Here is a 26509-nt window from a genome sequence, read left to right on the forward strand (position 1 = left end):
CAGACCGTCTCCTTTCTAGTGGACGGCCCTCTTCGGGCGGAGCCCATCGGCCCCCGAAGGCTGAAAATGATGCTAGGGCGCGCCGAGAGGTCGAGAGACCGGCGCGCCCTTTGCGTTTTCTAGTCGTCCGGCGGACACGGAACGCAAGAATTTGGCGCAAGGCCGGGGCGCCACTGGATTTTGGCGCATGATCCGCCCTATATCCCCGCCATGTCCGGTAAAACCCTTTACGACAAGATCTGGGACGCTCACGTCGTCAGCGAAAACGACGGCGAAGCGATCCTGTACATCGACCTGCACCTGATCCACGAGGTGACCACGCCGCAGGCCTTCGCAGGCCTTCGCGCGGCCGGCCGCAAGGTGCGCCGTCCCGACCGCACGCTGGCCGTGGCGGACCACAACATCCCGACCGAGGGCCAGGCCCTCGGCGTGGATGCGGTGAAGGACGAAGAGGCCCGGCTCCAGCTCAAGACCCTCGCCCGCAACGTCGCCGACAACGGGATCGAGTTCTTCCCCATGGGCGACATCCGCAACGGCATCGTCCACGTGGTCGGCCCCGAGCAAGGTCGCACCCAGCCGGGCATGACCATCGTCTGCGGCGACAGCCACACCTCGACCCACGGCGCCTTTGGGGCCCTGGCCCACGGCATCGGCACGTCCGAAGTCGAGCACGTCCTGGCGACCCAGACCCTGCGCCAGAAGAAGGCCAAGAACATGCTGGTCCGCGTCGACGGCCAGCTGGCGCCCGGCGTCACCGGCAAGGACGTCGCCCTGGCCGTGATCGGCGAGATCGGTACGGCCGGCGGCACCGGCTACGTCATCGAGTTCGCCGGCGAGGCCGTGCGCGGCCTGTCGATGGAGGGCCGCATGACCCTCTGCAACCTGACCATCGAGGGCGGCGCCAAGGCCGGCCTGGTCGCGCCCGACGAAAAGACGTTCGAATACATCCAGGGTAAGCCGGCGGCGCCAAAGGGCGCGGCCTGGGAGATGGCCCTGTCGCACTGGAAGACTTTCTTCACCGACGAGGACGCCGTCTTCGACCGCACCGTCGTGATCGACGGCTCGGCCCTGGTCCCGATGGTGACCTGGGGCACCTCGCCGGAGGACGTGATCCCAGTGACCGGCACGGTCCCGGATCCGGAAAGCTTCGCGACGCCCGACAAGCGCGCCGCCGCCCATCGCGCCCTCGACTATATGGGCCTGACCGCCGGCCAGCCGATCGCCGAGGCGCGGATCGACCGCGTCTTCATCGGCTCGTGCACCAACAGCCGCATCGAGGACATGCGCGCCGCCGCCGCCGTGGTTCAGGAAGCCTTCCTGCACGGCCGCCTGGTCGCGCCGCACGTCAAGGCGATGGTCGTGCCGGGCTCGGGCCTGGTGAAGGAACAGGCGGAAGCCGAAGGTCTGGACGCCATCTTCAAGGCCGCCGGCTTCGACTGGCGCGAGCCGGGCTGCTCGATGTGTCTTGCCATGAACCCCGACAAGCTGCAGCCGGGCGAGCGTTGCGCCTCGACCAGCAACCGCAACTTCGAAGGTCGCCAGGGCCGCGCTGGGCGCACACACCTCGTCTCGCCGGCCATGGCGGCGGCGGCGGCGATCGCCGGCCACCTCGTCGACGTCCGCGCCCTGCTCTCGGAGACCGCCCAATGAAGGCCTTCACCCGCCTGGACGGCCGTGCGGCTCCGCTGGAGCTGGCCAATATCGACACCGACCAGATCATCCCCAAGCAGTTCCTCAAGACCGTCGAGCGCGAGGGCCTGGCCAAGGGCCTGTTCTACGATTTCCGCTTCGACGCCGACGGGAACGAGATCGCCGACTTCGTGCTGAACAAGTCCGAGTACAAGGGCGCCAGCGTCCTGATCGCCGGCGACAACTTCGGCTGCGGCAGCTCGCGCGAGCACGCGCCCTGGGCCCTGATGGATTTCGGGATCATGTGCGTGATCTCGACCAGCTTCGCCGACATCTTCTTCAACAACTGCTTCAACAACGGCCTGTTGCCGGTGGTGGTAAAGCCGGAGGAGCTGGCGGTCCTGATGGACGAGGCCAAGGGCGGCAACCACATGGTCAGCGTCGACCTTGAGGCCCAGACCGTCGTGTCGCCCTCGGGCAAGATCTTCGCCTTCCAGATCGATCCGGCCCGCAAGGAGAAGATGCTGAAAGGACTCGACGCGATCGGCGAGACCCTGCAGCACGCAACCGACATCGACGTCTTCGAAAACAAGCGCGCCATCAGCCAGCCCTGGCTGGAGGCTTGACCCGCCTCCCCTCCGCGAGAGGGGAGAGAGGCTCCACGATGACCCTGATCCTCGCCGGCACGATCCGCATCGCCCCCGAGCGCCTGGCCGACCTGCGTCCGCACCTCCGGGCTCAGGTCGAGGGCACGCGCGCCGAGCCGGGTTGTCTAGATTACGCTCTGACCGAGGACCCGCTCGACCCGGGCCTGATCCGCGTCTACGAGCATTTCGAGAGCGAGGCCGCCTTGGAATTCCATCGCGCCACCCCGCACATGGCCGCCTGGCGGACCGCTTGCGCCGAGCTGGGCGTACACGGCCGCGACCTGCGGTCCTTCGACGTTTCCGCCTACCGCAAGATCTAAGAGAGAAGCTTCATGTCCACCCTGCTGCTCCTGCCTGGCGACGGCATCGGCCCGGAAGTCTGCGCCGAGGTGCGCCGCGTGGCGGCCGCCCTCACGCCGGACCTGAAGGTCGAGGAAGCTCCCTATGGCGGCATGAGCTACGACGCCCATGGAACGCCGCTGCTGGACGAGGTCCGTGATCAAGCCATCGCCAGCGACGCGGTGCTGATGGGCGCGGTCGGCGGTCCGAAGTGGGCCGACGTCCCGCGCCACCTGCGCCCCGAGGCGGGCCTGCTGAACCTGCGTAAGGCGATGGACGTCTATGCCAACCTGCGCCCCGCCTACTGTTTCGAAGCCCTGGCCGGCGCGTCCAGCCTGAAGCCGGAGCTGGTCTCGGGCCTGGACATCATGTTCGTGCGCGAATTGGTCGGCGGCGTCTATTTCGGCCAGCCGCGCGGCATTGAAACCCTGCCCGACGGCCAGAAGAAGGGCTTCGACACCGCCGTCTACACCACGAGTGAGATCGAGCGGGTCGGCCGGGTGGCCTTCGAGCTGGCGCGCGGCCGCACCAACAAGGTCCATTCGGCCGAGAAGTCGAACGTCATGGAGTCGGGCCTGCTGTGGAAGCAGGTCATCACCGAGCTGCACGCCCGCGAATATCCGGATGTCCAGTTGGAGCACATCCTGGCCGACAACTGCGCCATGCAACTGGTCCGTGCTCCCAAGCAGTTCGACGTGATCGTGACCGACAACCTGTTCGGCGACATCCTGTCGGACGCGGCGGCGATGCTGACGGGGTCGCTGGGCATGCTGCCTTCGGCGGCCTTGGGCGCGCCGGGCAAACCCGGACTCTATGAGCCGATCCACGGATCAGCGCCGGACATCGCCGGCAAGGGCGTGGCCAATCCGCTGGCGGCGATCCTGTCGTTCGAAATGGCGCTCCGCTGGTCGCTCAATCAGGTCGAAGCCGCTGACCGGCTACTGGCCGCGGTCAAGGCCGCGCTGAATGGCGGCGCGCGCACGCGCGATCTCGGTGGAGCGTTGAGCACCGCCGAGATGGGAAGCGTCGTTTTGTCGCACCTTTAGGCGGCCCGGCTCCCGCCGGCCGGGCGTGAAAACCACCTAAACCTTAATGGTTGGGCCCTAGACGTTGACGCTATCGCGTTGGCGTGGGGCCCAGTCATGAAATTCCAGAACCTGAAGATATCCGCGAAACTGGCGATCGCATTCAGCACGCTGATCTTGGTCTTCGTGGCCTCCGCCGCCGTCGTCCTGACGAGCCTCAACAAGATCGACGAGGCCTCGACCTCAAGTCAGCGCGCGCTCACGCTCGCCGCGCAGGTCGAGGCGATGGCCACGATGGCCGAAGAGCAGCAGAACGCCCTGCGCGGATACGTTCTCAGCGGCGACGCCGATTTCAAGCAGTCCTATGAAAAGCTGGCGGCGAAGTTCGACGCCTCCCTGGACGCCTTCGAAGCCAAGACCACCCAGGCCCCGCAGAAGAAGCGCGCCCAGGGCATCCGGGCCGCCATGAGCGATTGGCGTCGCGACGTCGCCGCCCCCACGCTCGTCGCCATGAACGATCCGGCCGGCAAGGAGCAGGCGTCCGGAATCATCGGCCAGCACACCCTGACCAAGCTACGCGAGCTGCAGGAGGACATGCGCGCCGCCGCCGTCGCCCGCGTGGCGATCCGGACCAAGGAGCAAGCCGACGCCCTACTGCTGGCCAAGACCTCGATGATCGTCGGCGGCCTGGCCTCGTTGGCCATCGCGAGCCTGATGGGCTGGCTGCTGTCGGCGACCATCGGCTCGCCGGTCAACCTGATCACCACCGTCATGCGTCGCCTCGCCTCGGGCGACAACAGCGTCGAGATTCCGGCCATCGGCCGCAAGGATGAGGTCGGCGAGATGGCCGAAGCCGTCGCCTACTTCAAGGACGCCGCGATCGAGAAGCTCCGCTTGGAATCTGAAGCCGCCGGCCAGCGCGCCGAGGCCGAAGCCGAACGCCAGCAGCGCGAGCGCGAGAAGGCCGCGGAGGCCGAGGCCGACGCCTTCGCCATGAACGCCCTGGCCCAGGCCCTGGATCGCCTCGCCTCGGGCGACCTGACCTACCGCATCACCGCCCAACTGGCGCCGAAGACCGAGCGCCTGAAGCGCGACTTCAACGCCGCCGCCGATCGCCTGCGCGACGTGCTGCGCGGCATCAACGGCGCCACGGGTGGCATCCGCTCCGGCTCCGAGGAAATCGCCCAGGCCTCCGACGACCTCTCGCGCCGCACCGAGCAGCAGGCCGCCAGCCTCGAGGAAACCGCCGCCGCCCTGGACGAGATCACCGCCACCGTGCGCAAGACCGCTTCCGGCGCGCTGGAAGTCTCGGGCCTGGTCGCCCAGGCCCGCGCCGGCGCCGAGCGTTCGGGCGCGATCGTCGAGCAGGCCGTCTCGGCGATGAGCGAGATCGAGACCTCGTCCAGCCAGGTCAACCAGATCATCAGCGTGATCGACGAAATCGCCTTCCAGACCAACCTGCTGGCGCTAAACGCCGGCGTCGAGGCCGCGCGCGCAGGCGACGCCGGCAAGGGCTTCGCGGTCGTCGCCCAGGAAGTGCGGGCCCTGGCCCAGCGCTCGGCCGAAGCCGCCAAGGAGATCAAGGCTCTGATCTCGACCTCGACCCAGCAGGTCGGCGCCGGTGTCGATCTGGTCGCCCAGACCGGCGACGCTCTGCGCGCCATCGTCGGCCAGGTCGCCTCGATCGACGCACTGGTCAAGGAGATCGCCGCTTCGGCTCAGGAACAGTCGACCGGCCTGCACCAAGTCAATGTCGCCGTGAACCAGATGGACCAAGTCGTTCAGCAGAACGCCGCCATGGTCGAGGAGGCCACCGCCGCCACCCACTCGCTGAAGGGTGAGGCCGGCGAACTGGCGGTGCTGGTCAGCCGCTTCCAAGTGGGCGACGCCAATTCGGACGCCGCCACGCGAGCGCGGGCCGCCTGACCGCCTTTCCCTGAACGTCGATAAGGCTCTAGGCTCCTCCCAACGAAAAGAGTTGGGAGGAGCCGATGATCCCGGGCCTTATGCAGACTACGCCGCTTCTGATCAGCGGCGTCCTGACCTACGCCGCCCAGGCCCATGGTTCCCGCGAGATCGTCTCGCGGCTGATCGACGAGCCGCTTTGGCGGTACGACTATGCGGGGCTTGCCCGCCGCGCCGCGCAGGCCGCCCACGCGCTGCATCGTCTCGGCGTCGCGCCGGGCGATCGGATCACCTCCCTGGCCTGGAACACCCACCGGCACCTGGAGCTGTTCTACGCGGTTCCCGGAATCGGCGCGGTTCTGCACACGGCCAATCCGCGTCTGTCGGACGAGCAGATCGCCTATACGATCGACCACGCCGGCAGCCGCGTGCTGGTCTTTGAGCGCAACTTCCTACCGCTGGTCGAGCGGATCGCCCCGCAACTGGCGTCGGTGACGACCTTCGTCATGCTCTCCGACGAAACCCGCACGGACCCGGGCGAGGTGGGCGCGATCTCCTATGAGCGCCTGATCGCCAGCGAGCCCGAAGCGATCGACTGGCCGTCGTTCGACGAGAACGCCGGGGCCTTCCTCTGCTACACCTCGGGCACGACGGGCGATCCCAAGGGCGTGCTCTATTCGCATCGCGCCGTGGTGCTGCACGCCATGGCCGGCGGTTTGAACAGCGCGTTCGGCTTCACGGCCTTCGACGTGGCCATGCCCTGCTCGAGCCTCTACCACGCCACCGCCTGGGGCGTGCCGTTCAGCGCCCCCATCTGCGGCGCCAAGTTGGTCCTGCCCGCCGACCGCATGGACGGGGCGTCGCTGCATGAGCTGATCGAAAGCGAAGGCGTCACCTTCACCGGCGGCGTGCCGACGATCTGGACGATGTACCTCGACTGGCTCGAGAAGAACCACGCCGCGCCCGGCACGCTCAAGCGCGTCGTGATCGGCGGCAGCGCGGTGCCGCGCGCCATGGCCGAGACCTTCAAGCGCCGCTACGGCGTCCAGGTGCTGCAGATCTGGGGCATGACCGAGACCTGTCCGATCGGCGTCGTCGCGACGCCGACCCCAGCGCTGGCGGCGCTCGGCGAGAAAGCCATGGACGAGGCGATCTGGACCCGGCAGGGCCGGCTGCAGTTCGGCATCGAGCTGAAAGTGGAGACGGAGGATGGCGGCGACGCCCCCTGGGACGGCCAGACCTCCGGTGCCCTCAAGGTCCGCGGCCCCTGGGTGGTCCGCCGCTACTTCCGCAAGGACCACGACGCCACGGATGACGGAGGTTGGTTCGACACCGGCGACATCGCCACCCTCGACGCCAACGGGTTCATGCGGATCACCGACCGCCAGAAGGATGTCATCAAGTCCGGCGGCGAGTGGATCAGCTCGATCGACCTGGAGAACGTCGCCGTCGGCTGCCCTGGCGTGAAAATCGCCGCCGTCGTCGGCGTGCCGCATCCCAAGTGGGAAGAGCGCCCCTTGCTGGTCATCGAGCCGCATGAGGGCGCGGCCGTCACCAAGGCCGCGGTGCTGGCCTATCTGGCGCCGCGCATCGTCAAGTGGTGGACGCCCGACGATGTCGTCTTCGCGCCGGTGCCGCTGACCGCGACGGGCAAGATCGACAAGAAGGTCCTGCGCGCGGCATGGCGCGGGCACCTGGGAGGCTAGAGCTTGAGCCGCCAGCTCTCCGACACCAATCCCTCGCCAAAGCCGTCGAAAGGCCAGCTGTCCTCCAGCACGAAGCCGAAACGGACATAGTGGCGGCGAGCCGGCAGCAGGTTGCTCTGGGTCCAGAGGACAACCTCGGCGTAACCCGCTTGGCGCGCGAAACCCAGGCAGGCCGAGATCAGGGCCTCGCCCACGCCCAGCCCGCGCGCCGACGGTTCGACCAGCAACAGGCGAAGGCGGCCCACCGTGTCGCTGTCCCGGACCAGCATGATCGAGCCAACCTTGCGGCCCTCATGTTCGGCGATCCAGCAGGCTTCTCGAGCGGGATCGAAGGTCTTGGCGTAGTCGGCGATCACCCCGGCCACCACGCCCTCGAAGCGATGATCCCAGCCCTGTTCGGCGGCGTAGAGTTCACCGTGCCGCTGAACGATCCAGCCCAGGTCTCCGGGCGCGGGCGGACGCAGCGTGATCATGCTTCCAGCAGCGCTTTCAGCCTGGCCAGATCGCGCGCAACCGTCGCCGCGTCGCGATCGAACGCAGCGTCCTCGTACATCGTCGGTGGCCGGTAGAGGGTCAGGCCGACCTCGGCGCCATCGCCATTAGCCACCACGCGCAAGGGAATGAAGAGCTCGGTCCCGTCGGCCAGGGTGACCCAGTGGTCGAGAACTCCGTAGGGGTTCTCTGGCGAGAACCGCACCATCACATCGCCGCCCGGTCCGTGGGCGATCCAGCGGTCGCCATCGCGGGTCAGGCCGGAGGCCAGGCCCGCCGCCCACTTGGGGAAGCTCTCCGGATCCTTGGCGAACGCGTAGACCTCCGCGGCCGGCCTCTCGATGCGGATGCTGATGTGCCGGGATTCGAACATCGAGCTACTCCACCGTCATCTGGGTCTGGGTGACCACCGCCACGAGGCGCCCGTCATCGCCCTCGATCCGGGTGACCCAAATGCTCGAACGGCGGCCGATATGCAGCGGCGTCGCCGTCGCCTTGACGGTCGAGCCGACCGCCGCCGGCGCGATGAAGTTGGTCTTGCTCTCAAGAGTGGTGGTGCGCTTGCCCTCCGGCGTCGACAGGAACGCGCCGATGGCGCCCAGCGTATCGGCCAGGGCCATGGCCGCGCCGCCATGCAGGATGCCGCCGGCCGTGCAGAGGTCGGGTCGAACGGCCAGCCGCCCCTCGACGCGGTCGGGGGCGGCGTGAACGATCTCGACGCCCATCAGGGCGGCGAAGGGCAGCAGGTCCAGGTCGAAGACGGGCGTGGTCATGACGCCATCTGACGCCCGTCTTCAGCCTGGATGCAAGCCTCAGCGCGAACCGCGTTCGCTGTCGAGGTGGGTCATCATCGCCTCCGCGTAGCGCGTGCCGGCGACCGCCTGGACCGGAACCGCGGCCTCGATCGCCGCCAGATCCTCAGCGCTCAACGAGACGTCGAGCGCCCCCAAGGCTTCCGAGAGGCGGTCGCGACGGCGCGCGCCGATCAGCGGTACGATGTCGTCGCCGCGTGAGGCCACCCAGGCGATGGCCGCCTGAGCCGTCGTCACGCCCTTGGCCTCCGCCACCGCGCTGAGAGCCTCGGCGAGCTTGAGGTTGGCCTCCAGGTTCTCGCCCTGGAAGCGCGGGCTGTGGGCGCGGAAATCCCGCCCGCCCTTGCCGCTATCCTTGGTCCAGTGGCCGCTGATCAGGCCACGCGACAGGACCCCGTAGGCGGTCATGCCGATGCCCAGCTCGCGCAGGGTCGGCAGGATTTCCGCCTCCACGCCGCGCGAGACCAGCGAGTACTCGATCTGCAAGTCGACGATCGGCGCGACCTTGGCGGCCCGGCGGATCGTCTCGGCCCCCACCTCCGACAGACCGACGTGGCGGACATAACCAGCCTGGACCATCTCGGCGATGGCGCCGATGGTGTCCTCGATCGGAACGTCGGGATCGAGGCGCGAGGGCCGGTAGATATCGATGTGGTCGACGCCCAGGCGCTTGAGGCTGTAGGCCAGGAAGTTCTTGATGGCGTTAGGGCGGCCGTCATAGCCGAGGAAGCCGCCGGCGGGGTCGCGCAAGGCGCCGGTCTTGACGCTGAGCACCAGCCTGTCGCGCTTGTGGTTCTTCAGCGCCTCGCCGATCAGCATCTCGTTGTGGCCCATGCCGTAGAAATCACCCGTGTCGATCAGGGTGATCCCGGCCTCGACGGCGGCGTCGAAGGTGGCCAGGCTCTCGGCTCGGTCGCTGGGGCCGTACATGTCGGACATGCCCATGCAGCCCAGGCCAAAAGCCGAAACGACAGGGCCGGTCTTTCCAAGTTGGCGCGTCTTCATCTGATGTCTCCGTGTTTGCGGAGCAGGTTATGCGCCCAATAATGTCGTGCGATAATCTGATAAGGTTCGCACGACCCGTTCGGAATTTCGCACAATGCAGCAGGCCGACTTCGCTGATCTCGACGTCTCTTCACCGCCGTGGCCCGGGCGCGCGGCTTTCGCGCGGCCGCCGCCCTGCGCGGCGTGTCGGCCTCGTCGCTGAGCGAAGCGGTGCGACGGCTGGAGGCCCGCCTAGGCGTGCGCCTGCTCAACCGCACCACCCGCAGCGTCACCCCGACCGAAGCCGGTCAGAAGCTGCTGGAGCGCCTTTCGCCGGCGCTCGCCGACGTCGCCCTGGCGCTGGACGAGGTCAACGCCTTTCGCGACAGCCCGACGGGCACGCTGCGTCTGAACGTACCGAGCGTCGTGGCCAAGGTGGTGCTGCCCAGGCTGCTGCCCCGCTTCCTGGCCCTGCATCCGGGTGTGGCGGTGGAGGTGACGGCCGAGGACTCTTTCATCGACGTTCTGGCGGCCGGCTTCGACGCGGGCGTCCGCTACGACGAGCGGCTGGAGAAAGACATGATCGCCGTGCCGCTCTCGGGACCACAACGCTTCGTTCTCGTGGCCTCGCCTGCCTATTTCGACACGCATGGACGCCCCGGCCATCCGCGCGACGTGCTCGAACATGCCTGCATCCGTCATCGCTTCGCCAGCGGCTCCTCCTATGCGTGGGAGTTCGAGAAGGACGGCGAGGTGATCCGCATCAATCCGACGGCGCGGCTGACCTCGACCAACATCGACCTTGAACTGGCGGCTTGCGAAGCGGGCGTCGGCCTGATGGCGACCTTCGAGGACTTCGTCGCCGACGCCCTGGCGGCGGGACGATTGGAGAGCGTGCTCGACGACTGGCTGCCCCCGTTTACGGGCCCCTACCTGTATTACGCCGGTCGGCGGCACATGCCAGCGCCCCTGCGCGCCTTCGTGGACTTCCTAAAGACCGAGCGCTAGCTCTTACAATTGCAAATACAGTTTTAACTAAATATAACTCCACCTAGAGTGGTCTAGCGATTCGCGTGAATTGCGGCTCAAGGCCGCCAGAAGTTCTTGGAGTATCGATGGCGGTTGTCAGCTCCGATCCGTCGGCCCTGTCCAGTCTCACGACGACCCGGATCGCCGGACTGAGCGCGGCGGCTCTGGCCGCCGCCCCGCCATCGGAATTCGCCAAGCTCACCTCCCGGCAGGTCGCGGCGATCTCGGCGACCGCAATCGCCGCCCTGAGCGCGGAGCAGTTCGCCAGGTTCGGCGCCAACCAGCTGGCGGGCCTCACCGCCGCGCAGTTGCCTCGCCTACCTGCGGTAGGGTTCAGCAGCACCCAGCTCATGGTCTTGAACCAAGCTCAGGTGTCAGCGCTCTCCCGCACCCAGATTCAATCGCTGACCACCGAGGCGCTGGACGGGTTGCGCACGACCCAGATCGCGGTCTTGAGCGCGACGAATGTCTCAGCCCTTAGCCGGGAACAGGTCCAGAGCCTGTCAGCGGTCCAGCTGCGCGCGCTGAGCGCGGCTCAGCTGCGAGGCCTTTCCGCCGGGGATATGGCGGAGTTCAGCCTGGATCAGCTGGCGAGCCTGACACCAACCCAGATCGGCGCGCTTGGCCCTACGCAGGTGGTCAGTCTTTCGCAAAGCCAGATCGGCGCGCTGACCCCAGCCCAGTTCGCCGGCCTGTCGCCCGCGACCATGCGCGCGCTGCCGCCAGAAACCATCGTCCTGTTTTCCCCGGACCAGTGGTCGAGGGCGACCTCCGGCCAACTCTCGTCCCTGACGTCGCCCCAGCTGAACGCCCTCGGCGATCGCAAGGCCGTGTTCACGGCGACGCAAATCCGATCCCTGTCGCCTGCGGAACTCGGACGAGCCGGTCCACAATTCCTCGCCGCCCTGACGCCGACCCAGCTGAATGGTCTCGCGGCGAACCAAGCGGCGGCGCTGTCGGTCACCGCGACCACAAGCCTCAACACCACGCAACTGGCGGCGCTGGACCCCGTCGCCCTCGGCGGCTTGTCGCCCACGGCATTCTCGGCGCTGAACGCCACACAGGTCGGCGCCCTCAGCGCCAGCCAGATCGCGCGCCTTCGCGGTGATCAGCTAAAGGCCTTGAACGGCGAAGACTTCAACGAATTCACCCGCGCCCAACTCAAGGCGTTCACGGCGACTCAAATCCGGGCTCTGCCAGCAGAACGGCTGGCCTCCCTGTCGGACGAGGCCTTTTCGACCTTCACGTCCACCCAGCTCAAGGCGATGACCGCGCTGCAGCTGAAAGCGCTCTCGCGCAGCGATCTCGCGGCCCTTTCGCCAGAGCAGGCCGGCGCCCTGACCGCGGCCCAGCTCACCGAGCTGTCCGGAACCCAGTTGGCGGCGCTGCGTCAGGCCGGCCCTTTCTCGATCGGGCAGATTTACGGCATCACCGCGACCCAGCTTAACGCCTTCACGCCGACCGACATCGCCAGCCTGACGACCACTGAGATCAGCGGGCTCAAAGCGCCGCAGGTGAGCGGCCTGACCCCGACGGCGCTTTCCGCCTTCAATCAAGGTCAGATGGACAGCCTGGGCGTCAACCAGCTGCGTGGCCTGACCGCCACCCAGCTGAGCGGCCTGGACGACACGGATGTCGGACAACTCAGCGCCACCCAGATCGCGCTCCTCGATGGAACGCAGATTGGCGCCATGGCGCCCCACCTCTCGGCCACGATTATCGGCGGACTGACCGCCATGCAGGTGGCCAGGATGTCGGTGACCGCGCTCGACGCGCTCTCGACGGCGCAGGTCGCCGCTTTGGGGCCGACACAGCTGAAAGCTCTGACCGCGGAGCAGATCGGCCGCTTACCGTCGGACATCGCCTCCGCTCTCACCGCCTCGCAGATCACGGCGCTGACGTCGAAACAGCTGAGCGCGCTCTCGCCGGAAAATCTCGGCCGCCTGTCCATCGACGGCTTGGCGCGGCTGGACGCCAGCCAGCTCAGAGGCCTGACCGCCACCCAGGCCCGCAGCCTGACGTCCACTCAGATCAGCGCCTTGAACGGAACACAGATCGCCAGCTTGACCACCAGCCAGATCGGAGCGCTCTCGGCGGACGTGGTGACGGACCTTTCGACGACCCAATGGGCCAGCCTGAGTGGAACCCAGACCCAAGGCCTGACCGCTACGCAGCTGGCCGGACTGGACGCGGGCGATCTTCAAAAGCTGTCAGCCACCCAATGGACGGCGCTGCGCTCGACGCAGATCGCGGGCCTTGCGGCGACGGCCATCGCCGCCCTCGCCCCCGAACGCTTAGCCCTGCTGACGCCATCCCAGTTGGCTGGCCTCTCACCGAATGCGCTCTCCGCACTGGACGCCGCCCGCATCGCCGCTCTTTCGACCAGTCAGATCGCAGCCCTGACCGCCACGCAGCTTCGCGGTCTTTCGCCCGAGGACATGGCCGAGTTCAGCGCCACGCAGATCGGTGCGATTGGCGCCGCGCAGCTGGCCGCCCTGCCCTCAAGCGATGTGGCCGCGCTGAACGTCACCCAGGTTGCGGCCCTGGGCGTCAGCCAGATCAGGGCCTTGGCGGCGTCGCAGATCTCGGCGCTACGCCCGACCCAGCTGAGCGGCTTGTCGGGCAGCCAGTTGACTGCGCTGAGCGCCGTCCAAATCGGCGCCCTGTCGACTGACGCCGTGGCGGCTCTGACCATGACGCAGATCGGTGCGCTGACCGCGAGCCAGATCGCGGGCCTTGGCGCGACCCAAGCGGCGAATCTGACCGGAGAGCAGCTCGTAGGTCTGTCTGAGACCCAGGTGGGCGGTCTGACCGGGAGCTTCCTCGCCGCACTCGGCCCCACGGCCTTCTCGACGCTGACCGCGACCCAGGTCGCGCGCCTTTCGACGACCCAGCTGCAGAGCCTGAGCACCACTCAGATCAGCACGCTTTCAGCCACCGATTTCGCCGAGTTCTCAACCACCCAAGTGAACGGGCTGAACGCGTCGCAATTCGCGGCTCTGTCGATAGCGAACCTGACCTCCCTATCGTCCACGCGCCTGGCTGGCCTGACCGCCACACAGTTCAGCGGCTTGACGACCACCCAGCTGGCCGCCTTGCCCGACACCGTCGTGCGGCCCCGCATCGGCCAACTGACAACCGGCCAAATCGCGGGCGTCTCGAGCACCCTGATCGCCAGCCTGTCGACCACCGAGGTCGCGGCGCTCAGCGCCGGTCAGATCGGCGCGCTCTCCGTGTCCGCTTTCGCGGCCCTGGGGACCAGCGGGTTGGCCAACCTGACCTCGACCCAAGTGGCGGGGCTCGCTACGACGCAGATGGCCGGCCTGGACTTCAGCAGCTTCGGAAGCTTCTCGGAGACCCAGGTCGCGGCGCTCTCCGCAGCGCAGATCGGCGCCGTGAACGGCGACGTCCTTTCGGCTCTGGACGCCACGCAGTTCGCCCGTCTGACGACCGCCCAGGTGCGGGGCCTGACGACCAGCCAGATCGAGCGTCTCAGCGCCACGGACATCGGCGAGATCACCACCACCCAGATCGGCGCCCTCAATCCACAGCAGATGGAGAGCTTCTCGGCCGCCGACATTTCGGCCCTGACGGCGGGGCAGGTTGCGGCCCTCTCGGCGGCGCAGATTTCGGCGCTGACGGCGGTCCAGGTGCGCGGCCTCAATCAAACCGACATGGCCGAGCTCAGTCGGACACAGATCGCGAGCCTCACATCCAGCCAGATCGGGGCCCTCTCCATGGACGCCATCGGAGCGCTTTCGGAGGAGCAGTTCGGCGGCCTCACCGCGACGCAAGTGCGCGGCCTCACGGCGGATCAGCTGGCCGCGCTCGGCGTAAGCGGTCTCTCCCGCTTGTCGGGCCCACAGCTTGGCGCGCTGACGACCACCCAGGTCGGTCAGTTGCCGACGGCCTCGATCCAGGCGCTCAACACCACCCAAATGGGTCAGATCATGCCCAGCCAAATCCCGGGCTTCACAAGTATCCAGATCGCCGCCCTCACGCCAATCCAGCTGAGCAGCCTGTCCCGCGCACAGATCAACAAGCTGACCGCCGCGCAGCTCGATGCGATGGGGCCAGGACAACTGGAGGCGATCGGCCTGTAAACTTTGCGCCGCCGCGTCAGCGCGTCGACCTCCAGGGCCTCGCACGTCCGCCGGCCAAGGCCAGAATGCAAAAAGGCCCGGCGGGTTTCCCGCCGGGCCTTTTCTGTATCCGCGCTAGGGGACGCCTAGTCCTTGGCGCGTTCGACGTACGAGCCGTCTTCCGTCAGGATCACCACCTTGGTGCCGGCGGTGATGTACGGCGGCACCGTCGTCTTCACCCCGTTGCTCAGCACGGCCGGCTTGTACGACGAACTGGCGGTCTGGCCCTTCACCGACGGTTCGGTGTCGACGATCTCGAGGACCACGGTGCGCGGCAGGTCGATGGCGATCGGCACGTCGTTGTGGGTCGACAGGATGACGGTCATGCCTTCCTGCAGGTACGGGGCGGCGTCGCCGATCACTTCTTCCGTCGCCACGAGCTGGTCGTAGCTTTCCGGGTTCATGAAGTGATAGCCGTCGCCATCGCTGTACAGGAAGGTGTGGTTGCGATCGTCCACGAAGGCGCGCTCGACCTGTTCGGTCGTGCGGTAGCGTTCCGAAACCTTCACGCCGTCCGAGATGCGGCGCATGTTTAGCTGGGTCACCGGGGTGCCCTTGCCGGGGTGGATGTTCTCGGCGCTCAGGACGACATAGAGCTTGCCGTCCATGTCGACGACGGAGCCTTTGCGGAGCGAGCTGGCTGCGACCTTCACGTAGTTTCCGTCCTTGGTGGAAAGCGCGCGCGAGGCCGCGGGCGCGTTCGTGCTATTGATCCGTGAGCGCCCTCCTATAGCGAAAGGGGCGAAATCTCCAGTCTCTTCGGTTTAGAGCCCTTGCCGCACCCTTCCTCGACCTGGTGGCGCTCCGACGTCCATCAAGACCGCCGGCCCTTCCTTCTGGCCCGCAATCGCATCACCAAGGCCTTCAGGGCTTGGTTCGAAGCGCAGGGCTTCGAAGAGGTCGAAACGGCCGCCCTCCAGGTCTCGCCGGGCGCCGAGGCGCACCTGCACGCCTTCGCCACCGAGGCGCTGAGCGCGGGGGGAGAGGCCTCGCCCCTCTATCTTCACACCTCTCCAGAGTTCGCCTGCAAAAAGCTGCTGGCGGCGGGGGAGGAGAAGATCTTCAGCCTGGGCAAGGTGTGGCGCAATCGCGAGCGCGGACCGCTGCACCATCCCGAGTTCACGATGCTCGAGTGGTATCGGGCCAAGGCGCCTTACGAGACCCTGATGGACGACTGCGCGGCGTTGCTGGCGCTGGCGGCGGAGACCGCCGGGACAAAGCGGTTCGATTTCCGAGGCATGGCCTGCGATCCGTTCGCCCAGCCCGAGCGGCTATCGGTGGCGGAGGCCTTTCAGCGGCATGCAGGCGTGGATCTGTTGGCGAGCGTCGCTTCGGACGGCGAGACCGATCGCGGCGCTCTGGCGGCCTCGGCCCGCGCGGCCGGCGTCCGCGTCGCCGAGGACGACACCTGGGCCGACATCTTCAGCCGGATCATCGTCGAAAAGGTCGAGCCGCGCCTGGGCGAAGGTCGACCGACGATCCTGTGCGAGTATCCGATCCCCGAAGCGGCACTGGCCCGACCCAAGGCCGCCGATCGACGCGTAGCCGAACGCTTCGAGCTCTATGCCTGCGGCGTCGAGCTGGCCAACGCCTTTGGCGAATTGACCGATCCGGTCGAGCAGCGCCGCCGCTTCATCCTGGAGATGGATGAGAAGTCCAGGGTCTATGGCGAACGCCACCCGATCGACGAGGACTTTCTCGCCGCCCTCGGCCACATGCCTGAAGCGTCCGGCTCGGCCCTGGGCTTCGATCGACTGGTCCTGCTGGCGACGGGCGCCCGGCGTATCGAGGATGTGTTGTGGACGCCCGTCGCGGGATGACGGAGGCGAAAATTTTCGCCGCCCCTCTTGAGTCCTGCCGGTTTTCTTCCAAAGTCCTAAGAGCGGGCCGGGCCCCTCTGACGTTTCGACGCTTGCGTCGGCCGTGATGTCGGACCGCATCGAGTGCGCTCGATGCCGGGTCCAGGAGGCCGCTTCCCCCTCTCAAGCCCTTCGGTCCGGCGTCGGCGCACTCCCCATAGAGGAGAGCGACGACATGCCGTTGATGAACGCCCAGCAACTTCGCGCCGAGATCGTGCGGCTGAGCACGGCCATGCGCGAGGAAAGCGCGCGGCCAGATCCCGACAAGGCCAAGATCCAGATCTGGAGCCTCCGAAGGCAGAGCCTCCAGGAACGGCTCTGGACGGTCGAGCTGAACGCCACCAGCGCGCGATGGGCCTGAGGCCATGGCCAAGCCCGTCAATGACAATGAGAGCCAGGAAACGACCATGAACAACGCCGTGCGCAAGGCGCTGGGGCCGACGGACGTCTGGACGCCCCGCCAGTTGGAGCAACTCGACGCCGTGGTGGCGGCCTGCATGTTGATCGCGCAAGCCGACGGCGAGGTCTCGACCGAGGAACGCGGGCGGATGTTGGACCGCATCCGCGGTCAGGCTGGCCTGATCCCGTTCGGCGTCGACGACGTGCTCGAAGCGTTCGAAGCTCTGGACGCTCGCTTTGAGAGCCGCCCAGAGGAGGCGCGGGCCGAGGCGGAGATGATGATCCGGCAGCTCAAGGGGAGGGCCGAGGCCGTCGAGGTCGCCGCAGCGGCCCTGGCGGTGTCGATCGCTGACGGAGGCCTGGAGGCGCAGGAGCGCGAGGTCATCCTCGACATCTGCGCCTGGCTCGGCGTGTCGTCCAAGCGCTTCGACCTGGCGCACTGAGCCCTTAGGCGCCCGCAAAGCTTGACCTAGAAGCACCTTGCGCGCCCTCCTTTTGGTCAGATGCGATCCAAGGGAGCGCCCATGACCCGGCTGAAGGCCCATGTCGAACGACACGCCGTTTCGCGGATCGGATGGCTGCGCGCCGCCGTGCTGGGCGCCAACGACGGCATCGTCTCCACCGCCGCGCTAGTGGTCGGCGTGGCCGCGGCGGAGACTTCGCGGGGGGCGATCTTGCTGGCGGCCGGCGCGGGCCTGGTCGCCGGCGCGATGTCCATGGCGGCTGGCGAATATGTCTCGGTCAGTTCTCAGGCCGATAGCGAGGCCGCCGACCTGGCCCGCGAACGGCGGGAACTGGCGACCCAGCCCGAGGAAGAGCTGGATGAGATCACCGCGATCTATGTCGCCCGCGGACTGACGCCCGACCTTGCTCGCCAGGTTGCTGTCCAGCTGAACGCGGGCGACGCGCTCGCCGCCCATGCGCGCGACGAGCTGGGCATCTCCGAGCACCTGACCGCGCGTCCTGTTCAGGCGGCCCTGACCTCGGCGGCCACCTTCGCCCTGGGCGCGGCCATGCCGCTGGTCGTCACCATGCTGGCCCCGCACGGGATCATGATCCCCGTGGTGACCGCCGCGACTTTGGCGGCCTTGGGCGTTCTAGGATGGCTCGGAGCCTGGGCTGGCGGCGCTCCGCCGCTGAAGTCCGTGATCCGCGTGACCTTCTGGGGCGCCCTCGCCCTGGCGGCCACCGCCCTGATCGGCAAGGCGTTCGGCACGGTGGTCTAGCGCTAGACTGGAAGCGGCCGCGGCTTGCGATGCTCGTCGATGGCCACGAAGGTGAAAACACCCTCTGTCACCTTGTGCGCCTGCTCGCCGTCGCGGCGGCGGCGCCAGGCCTCGACCGCGACCTTGATCGAGGTGCGGCCGGTGTGGACGACCTTGGCGAACAGGCTGACCTCGTCGCCGACGAACACCGGGCTGATGAAGGTCATGCCGTCGATGGCGATGGTCGCGCAACGTCCGGCCGCGCGGTGGAATGCGATCGAGGCCGCCGCCAAGTCCATCTGCGACAGCAGCCAGCCGCCGAAGATGTCGCCCTCGGGATTGGTGTCGGAAGGCATGGCGATAGCGCGCAGCACCGGCGCCTCGTGGGGCCACTCGGCTTTTTCCCAGGCCTTGGCGAGCGTCTCCGCCCGCTGGTCCGTCGGAACGCTGTCGTTCACGGCTTAGTGGCCGCCAGCGCCTTCGTAGACACCTGGAGCGAGCAGCTCGCTCTCATCGCCTTCGCCGGTCGCGGCCACGAAGCGGCGGTCACAATAGGAACAGTCGACGAAGCCGGCCGCGCCCATCTCGAGCCAGACGCGCGGGTGACCGAGCGCCCCGCCGACGCCGTCGCAAGCGATGCGGTGCGAGCGGACGATGATCGTCTCCGGCGCGGGACCAACGATCGCCGCCGGGTCCATGGCGGTCGGAACGGTCGCGTTGGCGGTCGGGGTCTTGGCCTTGGCCATCTTCGGAGTCCTCGAATTCGGATCGCGGCCTTGGCGTCGCCGCGAACCAGGCATACCTATGCGACGCCGAAAGGCGCCGTCAATCGACGCGCGCCGCCCGGAGCCCTTCTGGCGGCGTTTCCGACCTCGCCGTTTGCAATCTGGACGATCCATGGACCTGCCCGCCTACGCCATCGAAGCCGAAGGCCTCTACAAGACCTACGCCGGCACGAAGACCTCGCCGGAAAAGCGGGCGCTGAACGGGATCGACCTGAAGGTGCCGCGCGGCTCGATCTTCGGCCTCCTGGGGCCCAACGGCGCGGGCAAGTCGACCTTCATCAACATCTTGGCCGGTCTGGTCCGCAAAAGCTCGGGCACGGTGCGGATCTGGGGTCGCGACATCGATCAGCGCCCCCGCGACGCCCGCGCGGCGATCGGCGTGGTTCCTCAGGAGCTGGCCGCCGACGTCTTCTTCACCCCGCGGGAATCCCTGGAGGTTCAGGCCGGCTTCTACGGCGTGCCCAAGCGCGAGCGCCGCACGGATGAGCTGCTCAACGCCTTGGGCCTGGGCGACAAGGCCAACGCCTATGTCCGGCAACTCTCCGGCGGCATGAAGCGCCGGCTGATGGTCGCCAAGGCGATGGTCCATCAGCCCCCCGTGCTGATCCTCGATGAGCCCACCGCCGGGGTCGACGTCGAGCTTCGTCGCCAGCTCTGGCAGTACGTCACCGGCCTCAACGAGTTGGGCGTCACCATCGTCCTGACCACCCACTACCTGGAGGAAGCCCAGGAGCTGTGTGACCAGATCGCGATCATCAACCGCGGTGAGGTCGTGGCCTGCGAGCCCACCGGGACCCTGCTGCGCCGGATGGACAGCCGCAACGTCGTGGTCACGCCCGAGCAGCCCGTGACCGTCGCGCCCGCCTTGGCCGGGTTCGACACCAAGCTGCGCGCCGGCGGCGCCTTCTCGGTCAGCTACCGCACCGGTCAATCGAGCGTCGAAGAGGTGCTGGCGGCCGTGCGGTCCAGCGGTTTGCTGATCAAGGACATCGCCACCGAGGACCCCGACCTCGAGGACGTCTTCGTCGCCCTGACCTATGGCGACCCGAACGCGGCCGATCCGACCAAGGACTAGTCAGCCTTCAGGGCGGTCTGGAAATCCTCGCCAAACTGGGTTGCCACGGCCGCTCGACCGCGCCAGCTTCCCCGCGATTTGCGTGCGGGGGATCGAGTGATGCGTTTTGTCGGGTTTGTTCTGGCGCTGTGCCTGGGCCTAGCGCCCATGGCTCACGCGGAAACGTCCAAACCGATCCCGGTCAAGGTGGTGGTGCTGACCACCTTCGAGATCGGCGCGGTGACCGGCGACCAGCCGGGCGAATTCCAGCCCTGGGTCGAGGGCCTGCCGCTGAAGGAGACCATCGCCGTCCCGGGCCTCCGTCACCCCGCCCGCTGGTCGCCTGAAACCGGCGTGCTGGGCGTCGTGACGGACATGCGCGCCCGGGCCCGCGAAAGCGTCGCGGCCCTGATCCTGTCCAGGCAGTTCGACTTCTCGAAGACCTATTGGATCGTGGCCGGCATCGCGGGCGTCGATCCCAAGGCCGCCTCGATCGGCAGCGCCGCCTGGGCGCGCTATGTCGTCGACGCCGATCCCATCTTCGAGGTCGACGACCGCGAGATTCCCGGCGACTGGCCCTACGGCCTCTATTCGCTGGAAACCGACAAGCCCAACGTGAAGGGCTCGGCCGTGGGGTCCTCGGGCATGGTCTGGGCGTTGAACTGGCGGCTCGTGGACTGGGCCTACGGCCTGACGGCCGGCGCCGCGCTTCCCGACAGCCCGTCCCTGGCCAAGCTGCGCGCGCCTTACGCGGGCGAAGCCAACGCGACCAAGCCGCCCTTCGTTCTGAAAGGCGAAGCGCTGGGGGCCACCCGCTTCTGGCACGGCGCGCGCCGCACGCAATGGGCGGAGGACTGGGTCAAGCTGTGGACCGACGGCGCCGGGACCTTCACGATGACCGACTGCGAGGACCAGGGAATACTGGACGTCCTCGATCTCTACGCGAAGGCCGGCAAGGTCGACTTCTCTCGGATCCTGGTCCTGCGCACCGCCAGTAACTATTCGCGCGCGCCCGTCGGCGCGCCGGAGTTCCCGCGAGCTTTTCACAGCGAAGGCGCGATGGCGGCGTTCGACGCGGCCTATCGCGTCGGCTCGATCGTCGTGCGCGAGCTTTCCACCCACTGGGACCGGTACGAAGCCAATACGCCCAGCATGACGGCCAACGGAGGGGCCGCGAAATGATCGAGCGGATGTTCAAGCTGTCGGCGCAAGGGACCTCGGTGCGCACCGAGGTGCTGGCGGGTTTCACGACCTTCCTGACCATGGCCTATATCGTGATCGTCAACCCGACGATCCTGGGTCAGGCCGGCATGCCGATCGCGGCGGTCGCGGCCGCCACCTGTCTCGCCGCGGGCTTCGGCAGCATTCTGATGGGCCTGATCGCGAACTATCCGATCGCCCTGGCCCCGGGCATGGGCCTCAACGCCTATTTCACCTTCACCGTCGTCAAGGGCATGGGCCTGCCGTGGGAGACAGCGCTGGGCTGCGTGTTTCTATCCGGCATCGCCTTCCTGGTGCTGACGGTGGCCGGCATCCGGCAACTGATCGTCGGCGCCATTCCCCGCCCACTGTTTTCGGCCGTCGCCGCGGGCGTCGGCCTGTTCATAGCCTTTATCGGCCTCAAGGAAGCGGGGATCATCGTCGCCGATCCCGCCACGACGGTGGCGCTTGGCGACCTGACCAAGCCCAATGCGGCCCTCTCAATCCTGGGCCTGCTCATCATGGGCGGATTGATGGTCTGGCGGGTGAAGGGCGCGATCCTGATCGGCATCCTGGTCGCCGCCGTCGCGGGCTGGGCGCTCGGTCTTGCGAAGATCGCCCCTGGAGATCATGGCCTGGCCGCTCTGACGGCCACGGCCTTCAAGCTCGATGTGCCCGCGGCCCTGCATCTGAACGGCGGCATGGGCATGGCGCTGGCCGAGGTGATCTTCGTCTTCCTGTTCGTCGACCTGTTCGACAACGTCGGCACCCTGGTCGCCGTGACCAAGAAGGCTGGCCTAGTGCAGCCGGACGGGACGATCCCACGCCTCAACCGCATCCTGACCGCCGACTCCATCGCCACGATCGGCGGCTCGCTGGCCGGCACCTCGACCGTGGTCAGCTATATAGAGAGCGCCTCCGGCGTCGCCGCCGGCGGGTCGCACGGGCCTGACGGCTGTCGTGGTCGGCCTCCTGTTCCTCGCCACCCTGTTCTTCGCCCCCTGGGTTCAGGCGATCCCAGCCGCCGCCACGGCGCCGGCCCTGATCATCGTCGGCTCGATGATGATCGGCGCGCTGGCCGACGTGGACTGGGAGGACCCCGGCGTCGCGATCCCGGCGTTCCTGACCGTGATCGCCATTCCGCTGACCTTCTCGATCGCCAATGGCCTGGCCTTCGGCATCACCGCCTATGCTGGGCTCAAGCTGGCGCGCGGGCAGGCCCGCAAGGGCGACTGGCTGCTATTCGTGCTGGCGGCCCTGTTCGTCGCCCGCTTCATCTACATGGGGGCGGCGTAAGCCGCTCCCCGCAACACCGTTTGCGCCAAGCCCGCCTTTCGGCTAAGACCCGCTTCCCACAAGGGATGCACCCGTAGCTCAGCTGGATAGAGCGTTGCCCTCCGAAGGCAAAGGTCACACGTTCGAATCGTGTCGGGTGCGCCATTTTCCCATAGAATATCAATGACTTACCGAGGCGCGCTTCGCCTGGCCCGGGCGGATTGTTTCTCCCGGAAGGCCGGAAGCAAACCGTTCTCCTGAATATTCCCGAAAGCGCGCCGCCTTCCGATGTCCGGAAGGCCGCGCCCCAGCCTGCAGATATTAAAAGCGATACGGCTGATTAGTTTCGGCAGGATCGGGCGTACAGCCGACCGCAGCCTTATGGCTTGCTTTCAACATCGCACCGTATCGCGTCGCCGGGTGGTCGTCCTGGAAAAGGGCGGTCTCCTCCAGCGTCATCCCCGGTGCGTTCGACCAGCGCCTTTCGCACGGCCAGCGCAAGATCGGTGACCTTGAAGGGTTTGCGCAGCACCGCCTCGGAGTTGACGAGTTCGCGGATCGCCCCAGCATCGGCGTAGCCTGTCACCAACAGGACACCCAAGCATGGCGACGCCTGGCGCGCGCGTCTGGCGACCTGGGCGCCATCCATGCCGGGCATGGCGAAGTCAACGATGAGCAGATCGGGCGCTTCGCGCGCCAAACGCTCAAGCCCCTCGTTGCCGCTAGCGGCCTCGGCGACTCGATAGCCGAGCGAGCGGAGGCACTGCACGATGAAGCGCCGCACACTGGGGTCGTCGTCGATAACCAGAATCCGCTCGCCTTCGCTTAACGGCGTTTCCTCGAACGTCATCTCGCGCAAACGGGCGCTGCTTGCGGCCTCTGTCAGCGGCAGCCAGATTTCGATCGTCGTCCCGACGTCAACCATGCTGTCGATCCTCACCGTGCCGCCTGATTGGGTGGCGATGCCATAGACTTGGCTCAGGCCCAGCCCGGTGCCTTTCCCCACGCTCTTGGTGGTGAAGAAGGGATCGAAGACCTTTTGCAACAGCGCTTGGGGAATGCCATGGCCCGTGTCGCTGACCGACACCACAATGTGGTCGCCCGGCTGCAGGCCCTCATGCCATTCCTCGGAAATCCGGCTGGAGATGGTGACCGTCCCGCCGTCGCTCATCGCGTCTCGGGCGTTGATGGCCAGGTTCAACACGGCCAACTCGAGTTGGTTGGCGTCTGCCTTGGCCCTCGCCGCGCCAGCGCCAAGCGCCATGCGAACCTCGACCGTGTGACCCAGCGTGCGGCCCAGAAGATCGTCCATGCCCGCGATCAGAGCGTCGACTTCGACAGGTTGCAAATCCAACTGCTGGCTACGGGAGAACGCGAGAAGCTGAGCCGTGAGCTTGGTGGCGCGCTCGACGCCTTCTCTGGCGTTGGCGGCCATGCGCTTGACGCGTTCGTCTTCGCTGCGCCGCTCGATCATATCGATGTTGCCGATGATCGCGGTCAGAAGGTTGTTAAAGTCATGAGCGATGCCACCGGTTAGCTGGCCGATCGCATCCATCTTCTGGGCTTGGACCAGAGCCGCTTGCGCCTGCTCGCGCTCGCTGATCTCCGCTAGAAGTCGCTCGTTGGCGCGGCGCAGCTCGCCAATGCTGTCGGCGATGCGCTGCTCGAGGGTTTCGTTCAGCAACCGCAGCTGCATCTCCGCAGCCTTTCGGGCCGTGATATCGAGGCTGACGCCAGACATACGTCGTGGCTCGCCTGGCTGGATCCTGCTCAGACGGCCGCGGATCTGGACCCAGTGGAGCGAACGGTCTGGCCAGAAAATCCGGTATTCAATGTCGTAATCTTCCCCACCCGTCACCGAACTTTGGATGGCTTTGGCGCGAAGAGCCGCATCGTCGGGATGCACGACCGCCTCGATCTCCGCCAGCGTCAAAGGCTTGTCCGCCGGCACGCCGAAGTGAGCGCGTGTCGCCGGCGACGTCGTGAGGTTGCCGCTGTCGAGGTCAAGATCCCAGGCCCCAAGCTTTGCGGCCTCCAGGGCAAAGCGGAGTTGCTCTTCGGCCTTGGCCTGAGCGTCGAGATGATCTCGCGCGACGTACTGTCGGCGACGCGCGCGGATGGCCGAATGGGCCGCGCTGATCAAGGTCTCCGCGTTAATCGGCCGCTCCAGCAAGACGACGTTGCCGATCGCCTTCAGACGCTCGGCGTCCGCCTGCGCGCGTCGTCCAGGCTGTTTGGTGACAAGCACGACAAAGGGAAAATCCGACCAGGCGGGTTGCCGAGCTAGCCATTGGGTCAGGGCGTCCGAAGCGCCTTGGGCCAAGGCCTCCTCGGTGAGGATCGCCGCGCCGGCCTTCTCGCCCAAGGCGTGGGTTAACCCGACGAGGTCGCCACAAATCTCGACGGTGTGGCCGACGTTCGTCAAGGTTTCGGCGATCACCGCCCCGTCGCGTCCGCGTGGCGCCAGGACCAGGATAGGCTCAGACATCGGTCGACGCCCGCCCCTCCTCGCCGAGCATGTGCATCGTTCCCTCGTAGGCGGGCAGGCCTGACATCACCCCTTGGAAGTCGGTCAACGCCTCGCCGACTTCGATCCCATCCTCTGTGAGGCGGATTTCGCGGATGGTCTTCTCGTGCGCGGCGGTGCGGCTCTTGACCGCCGAAATTGCCGTACGCACCGAGCCGGTCGCTTCGAAGAAACGGAACAGAAGGATGCCATCGCTGAGATAGCTTAGATCGATGTCGCTCCTCACCTCGCCGATAAAGCCGTGTTGGCCCAGGATCAGCAGCGTCACGACACCCTGCTGGTTCAGGTAGGTGAGGAGTTCGTGCATCTGCAGGAGCAGGAACTTCTGGCCCGGCATCGCCTGAAGGTAGGCGTTGAGGCTGTCGATGACGACAGTACGGGCCCTGTCGCGCTCGACCGCTTCTCGGACATGGAACGCGAATTCGCCCGGCGAAAGTTCTGCGGGATCGATGGACCGGATGATCAACTGGCCGCTATCCAGGTGGGGGCGCAGGTCCATGCCCAACGATGCCGACCGCGCCAGCAAAATGGCCAGCCCCTCGTCGAACAGGTAATAGGCGACCCTTTCGCCGCGCTGCAGAGCTGTTAAGGCGCAGCGTACAGCGGTCGTGGTCTTGCCGACCCCAGAAGGACCGCTGATCAGCGTGTTCGTCCCGCGTGTCAGCCCTCCGCCAAGCAACGCGTCGATGCCGGGCGAACCGGTCGAGACCATTTCGTGCTCGAAGGCCGCGGTGTGATCGGCGGCCACCAGCCGCTCGAAGACGCGGATCCCTCCGGTATCGAGCTCGAAATCATGGAAGCCGCCGCGGTACTTCACCCCGCGCATCTTGATCACTTCGAGGCGTCGCTGCTGAGCGCCGTACTCCTGGGTCGTACGCTGCAAGCTGATCACGCCATGGGCGATGCTGTGGAGTTGCAGATCGCCCTGCTCGGCGGTCTGGTCGTCGAGGAGCAGGACCGTGCAATTACGCGTCGCGAAGAAGTGCTTGAGCGCCAGGATCTGGCGACGGTGGCGCAGCGGATTTTGAGCCAGCAGGCGCATCTCTGACAGACTGTCAAAGACCACGCGAAGGGGTTTGGTCGCCTCGACCTGCCGCATGACGCCGCGGGTCGTCTCGCCAAGCTCGACATCCGACGGGTGGAGAACCGATTGTTCGCTATCGGGATCCAGCCCTTCCTCGCTGACAAGTTCGAAGAGATCGATCCCGTCCAGCGACCAGCCGTGGCTGGCGGCGGCGGCCCGTAGCTCCGCCTCGGTTTCCGACAGCGTGATGTAAAGGCCCGACTCGCCTAGCTCTCGCCCCTTCAACAGAAACTGAAGCGCTAGGGTCGTCTTGCCCGAGCCCGGCGTGCCCTCGACGAGATAGATCCGGTCGCGCGTCAGGCCACCACCCAGAATATCGTCGAGACCTGACACACCCGTGCTGACGCGGGCGCCTTGGGTTTCGACCGCGATTTCCGACATGCTTGCTCCGTGAACGACGCGCGGGCCCCT

Annotated in this window: 23 protein-coding genes, 1 tRNA gene and 1 pseudogene; 16 read left to right on the plus strand and 9 right to left on the minus strand. The window is 67.1% G+C overall.

From position 1 onward, the window contains the following. The first annotated feature begins 210 nt into the window (after window positions 1-210). The 6 genes from leuC to CSEG_RS19855 all read left to right on the plus strand — a co-directional run bounded on the left by leuC (window position 211) and on the right by CSEG_RS19855 (window position 7251). Window positions 211-1650 carry a 3-isopropylmalate dehydratase large subunit gene (leuC, locus tag CSEG_RS19830; protein WP_013081018.1) on the plus strand — a complete coding sequence of 480 codons (1440 nt, stop codon included), beginning with the start codon at window positions 211-213 and terminating at the stop codon, window positions 1648-1650. Then, window positions 1647-2255: a 3-isopropylmalate dehydratase small subunit gene (gene leuD, locus CSEG_RS19835; RefSeq protein WP_013081019.1), complete on the plus strand. Its 609-nt coding sequence runs from the start codon at window positions 1647-1649 to the stop codon at window positions 2253-2255. The genes leuC and leuD overlap by 4 nt, the downstream gene beginning before the upstream one ends. A 38-nt stretch (window positions 2256-2293) precedes the next feature. Beyond that, a complete protein-coding gene (locus CSEG_RS19840; RefSeq protein ID WP_013081020.1) occupies window positions 2294-2596 on the plus strand; it encodes a putative quinol monooxygenase in 303 nt (100 codons plus the stop codon). 12 nt (window positions 2597-2608) lie between these two features. Continuing rightward, a complete protein-coding gene (leuB, locus tag CSEG_RS19845; RefSeq protein WP_013081021.1) occupies window positions 2609-3661 on the plus strand; it encodes a 3-isopropylmalate dehydrogenase in 1053 nt (350 codons plus the stop codon). A gap of 96 nt (window positions 3662-3757) precedes the next feature. Beyond that, window positions 3758-5566 (plus strand): methyl-accepting chemotaxis protein, encoded by a 1809-nt coding sequence (locus CSEG_RS19850; protein WP_013081022.1) that lies wholly within the window; start codon window positions 3758-3760, stop codon window positions 5564-5566. A gap of 65 nt (window positions 5567-5631) precedes the next feature. Beyond that, window positions 5632-7251, plus strand: a complete 1620-nt coding sequence (locus CSEG_RS19855; protein WP_013081023.1) for a long-chain fatty acid--CoA ligase — start codon at window positions 5632-5634, stop codon at window positions 7249-7251. Here the strand turns inward: CSEG_RS19855 and CSEG_RS19860 are convergent. The 4 genes from CSEG_RS19860 to CSEG_RS19875 are packed head-to-tail and all read right to left on the minus strand — an operon-like array spanning window position 7248 to window position 9560. Then, window positions 7248-7724 carry a GNAT family N-acetyltransferase gene (locus CSEG_RS19860; RefSeq protein ID WP_013081024.1) on the minus strand — a complete coding sequence of 159 codons (477 nt, stop codon included), beginning with the start codon at window positions 7722-7724 and terminating at the stop codon, window positions 7248-7250. The genes CSEG_RS19855 and CSEG_RS19860 overlap by 4 nt on opposite strands. Then, window positions 7721-8116, minus strand: coding sequence for an SRPBCC family protein (locus CSEG_RS19865; RefSeq protein WP_013081025.1), 396 nt, complete (start codon window positions 8114-8116; stop codon window positions 7721-7723). Before CSEG_RS19865 ends, CSEG_RS19860 begins: the two co-directional genes overlap by 4 nt. A gap of 4 nt (window positions 8117-8120) precedes the next feature. Next, entirely contained in the window at window positions 8121-8516 is a 396-nt protein-coding gene (locus tag CSEG_RS19870; protein ID WP_013081026.1) for a PaaI family thioesterase, read from the minus strand. 39 nt (window positions 8517-8555) lie between these two features. Next, window positions 8556-9560: an aldo/keto reductase gene (locus CSEG_RS19875; RefSeq protein WP_013081027.1), complete on the minus strand. Its 1005-nt coding sequence runs from the start codon at window positions 9558-9560 to the stop codon at window positions 8556-8558. 138 nt (window positions 9561-9698) lie between these two features. On the opposite strand from CSEG_RS19875, the gene CSEG_RS19880 reads away from it, so the two are divergent. Both CSEG_RS19880 and CSEG_RS19885 read left to right on the plus strand, forming a co-directional pair. After that, entirely contained in the window at window positions 9699-10547 is an 849-nt protein-coding gene (locus tag CSEG_RS19880; RefSeq protein ID WP_013081028.1) for a LysR family transcriptional regulator, read from the plus strand. 107 nt (window positions 10548-10654) lie between these two features. Further along, window positions 10655-14671 carry a hypothetical protein gene (locus CSEG_RS19885; protein WP_013081029.1) on the plus strand — a complete coding sequence of 1339 codons (4017 nt, stop codon included), beginning with the start codon at window positions 10655-10657 and terminating at the stop codon, window positions 14669-14671. A gap of 125 nt (window positions 14672-14796) precedes the next feature. Here CSEG_RS19885 and efp read toward each other — a convergent pair whose 3' ends face one another. After that, window positions 14797-15363 carry an elongation factor P gene (gene efp, locus CSEG_RS19890; RefSeq protein WP_013081030.1) on the minus strand — a complete coding sequence of 189 codons (567 nt, stop codon included), beginning with the start codon at window positions 15361-15363 and terminating at the stop codon, window positions 14797-14799. A gap of 120 nt (window positions 15364-15483) precedes the next feature. Between efp and epmA the strand changes: the two genes are divergently transcribed. The 4 genes from epmA (at window position 15484) to CSEG_RS19910 (ending at window position 18194) form a co-directional block, all read left to right on the plus strand. Then, on the plus strand, window positions 15484-16530 hold the full coding sequence (gene epmA / locus CSEG_RS19895) for an EF-P lysine aminoacylase EpmA (RefSeq protein ID WP_013081031.1): 1047 nt from the start codon (window positions 15484-15486) through the stop codon (window positions 16528-16530). Window positions 16531-16744: 214 nt separating this feature from the next. Next, entirely contained in the window at window positions 16745-16930 is a 186-nt protein-coding gene (locus tag CSEG_RS19900; protein ID WP_013081032.1) for a hypothetical protein, read from the plus strand. A 4-nt stretch (window positions 16931-16934) separates the two neighbouring features. Further along, window positions 16935-17411: a tellurite resistance TerB family protein gene (locus CSEG_RS19905; protein WP_013081033.1), complete on the plus strand. Its 477-nt coding sequence runs from the start codon at window positions 16935-16937 to the stop codon at window positions 17409-17411. Window positions 17412-17492: 81 nt separating this feature from the next. Continuing rightward, the gene (locus tag CSEG_RS19910) at window positions 17493-18194 is read left to right on the plus strand and encodes a VIT1/CCC1 transporter family protein (RefSeq protein WP_013081034.1); all 702 of its coding nucleotides are present in this window, start codon (window positions 17493-17495) and stop codon (window positions 18192-18194) included. A 2-nt stretch (window positions 18195-18196) separates the two neighbouring features. On the opposite strand, the gene CSEG_RS19915 is transcribed toward CSEG_RS19910, so the two are convergent. Beyond that, window positions 18197-18631: an acyl-CoA thioesterase gene (locus tag CSEG_RS19915; protein ID WP_013081035.1), complete on the minus strand. Its 435-nt coding sequence runs from the start codon at window positions 18629-18631 to the stop codon at window positions 18197-18199. Window positions 18632-18634: 3 nt separating this feature from the next. Further along, window positions 18635-18919, minus strand: coding sequence for a zinc-finger domain-containing protein (locus tag CSEG_RS19920; RefSeq protein ID WP_013081036.1), 285 nt, complete (start codon window positions 18917-18919; stop codon window positions 18635-18637). Between the two features lie 151 nt (window positions 18920-19070). Here CSEG_RS19920 and CSEG_RS19925 point away from each other — a divergent pair, with 151 nt between their 5' ends. The 4 genes and pseudogenes from CSEG_RS19925 (at window position 19071) to CSEG_RS19940 (ending at window position 22652) form a co-directional block, all read left to right on the plus strand. Continuing rightward, window positions 19071-20033: an ABC transporter ATP-binding protein gene (locus CSEG_RS19925; RefSeq protein WP_013081037.1), complete on the plus strand. Its 963-nt coding sequence runs from the start codon at window positions 19071-19073 to the stop codon at window positions 20031-20033. 78 nt (window positions 20034-20111) lie between these two features. Beyond that, window positions 20112-21194, plus strand: a complete 1083-nt coding sequence (locus CSEG_RS19930; RefSeq protein ID WP_053463786.1) for a purine nucleoside permease — start codon at window positions 20112-20114, stop codon at window positions 21192-21194. Next, window positions 21191-22508 (plus strand): annotated as a pseudogene (locus tag CSEG_RS19935) (NCS2 family permease). Before CSEG_RS19930 ends, CSEG_RS19935 begins: the two are co-directional and overlap by 4 nt. A gap of 67 nt (window positions 22509-22575) precedes the next feature. After that, window positions 22576-22652 (plus strand) — tRNA-Arg (locus CSEG_RS19940). A 214-nt stretch (window positions 22653-22866) separates the two neighbouring features. On the opposite strand, the gene CSEG_RS19945 is transcribed toward CSEG_RS19940, so the two are convergent. Beyond that, window positions 22867-24975 (minus strand): hybrid sensor histidine kinase/response regulator, encoded by a 2109-nt coding sequence (locus tag CSEG_RS19945; protein WP_013081039.1) that lies wholly within the window; start codon window positions 24973-24975, stop codon window positions 22867-22869. Beyond that, window positions 24968-26479 (minus strand): ATPase domain-containing protein, encoded by a 1512-nt coding sequence (locus tag CSEG_RS19950; protein ID WP_041538384.1) that lies wholly within the window; start codon window positions 26477-26479, stop codon window positions 24968-24970. Before CSEG_RS19950 ends, CSEG_RS19945 begins: the two co-directional genes overlap by 8 nt. Window positions 26480-26509: the final 30 nt, after the last annotated feature.

Source organism: Caulobacter segnis ATCC 21756 (genome assembly GCF_000092285.1).
GTDB classification, from domain to species: Bacteria; Pseudomonadota; Alphaproteobacteria; order Caulobacterales; family Caulobacteraceae; genus Caulobacter; species Caulobacter segnis.

Excerpts from the sequence above, each read along its gene's own strand:
- CSEG_RS19885 (WP_013081029.1), top strand. The coding sequence starts at position 10,655 with ATGGCGGTTGTCAGCTCCGATCCGTCGGCCCTGTCCAGTCTCACGACG.
- leuD (WP_013081019.1), top strand. The coding sequence starts at position 1,647 with ATGAAGGCCTTCACCCGCCTGGACGGCCGTGCGGCTCCGCTGGAGCTG.
- CSEG_RS19855 (WP_013081023.1), top strand. The coding sequence starts at position 5,632 with ATGATCCCGGGCCTTATGCAGACTACGCCGCTTCTGATCAGCGGCGTC.
- CSEG_RS19920 (WP_013081036.1), bottom strand. The coding sequence starts at position 18,919 with ATGGCCAAGGCCAAGACCCCGACCGCCAACGCGACCGTTCCGACCGCC.
- CSEG_RS19905 (WP_013081033.1), top strand. The coding sequence starts at position 16,935 with ATGGCCAAGCCCGTCAATGACAATGAGAGCCAGGAAACGACCATGAAC.
- CSEG_RS19900 (WP_013081032.1), top strand. The coding sequence starts at position 16,745 with ATGCCGTTGATGAACGCCCAGCAACTTCGCGCCGAGATCGTGCGGCTG.
- CSEG_RS19950 (WP_041538384.1), bottom strand. The coding sequence starts at position 26,479 with ATGTCGGAAATCGCGGTCGAAACCCAAGGCGCCCGCGTCAGCACGGGT.
- CSEG_RS19945 (WP_013081039.1), bottom strand. The coding sequence starts at position 24,975 with ATGTCTGAGCCTATCCTGGTCCTGGCGCCACGCGGACGCGACGGGGCG.
- CSEG_RS19925 (WP_013081037.1), top strand. The coding sequence starts at position 19,071 with ATGGACCTGCCCGCCTACGCCATCGAAGCCGAAGGCCTCTACAAGACC.
- CSEG_RS19865 (WP_013081025.1), bottom strand. The coding sequence starts at position 8,116 with ATGTTCGAATCCCGGCACATCAGCATCCGCATCGAGAGGCCGGCCGCG.
- CSEG_RS19840 (WP_013081020.1), top strand. The coding sequence starts at position 2,294 with ATGACCCTGATCCTCGCCGGCACGATCCGCATCGCCCCCGAGCGCCTG.
- leuB (WP_013081021.1), top strand. The coding sequence starts at position 2,609 with ATGTCCACCCTGCTGCTCCTGCCTGGCGACGGCATCGGCCCGGAAGTC.
- CSEG_RS19910 (WP_013081034.1), top strand. The coding sequence starts at position 17,493 with ATGACCCGGCTGAAGGCCCATGTCGAACGACACGCCGTTTCGCGGATC.
- CSEG_RS19860 (WP_013081024.1), bottom strand. The coding sequence starts at position 7,724 with ATGATCACGCTGCGTCCGCCCGCGCCCGGAGACCTGGGCTGGATCGTT.
- CSEG_RS19870 (WP_013081026.1), bottom strand. The coding sequence starts at position 8,516 with ATGACCACGCCCGTCTTCGACCTGGACCTGCTGCCCTTCGCCGCCCTG.
- CSEG_RS19850 (WP_013081022.1), top strand. The coding sequence starts at position 3,758 with ATGAAATTCCAGAACCTGAAGATATCCGCGAAACTGGCGATCGCATTC.
- CSEG_RS19875 (WP_013081027.1), bottom strand. The coding sequence starts at position 9,560 with ATGAAGACGCGCCAACTTGGAAAGACCGGCCCTGTCGTTTCGGCTTTT.
- leuC (WP_013081018.1), top strand. The coding sequence starts at position 211 with ATGTCCGGTAAAACCCTTTACGACAAGATCTGGGACGCTCACGTCGTC.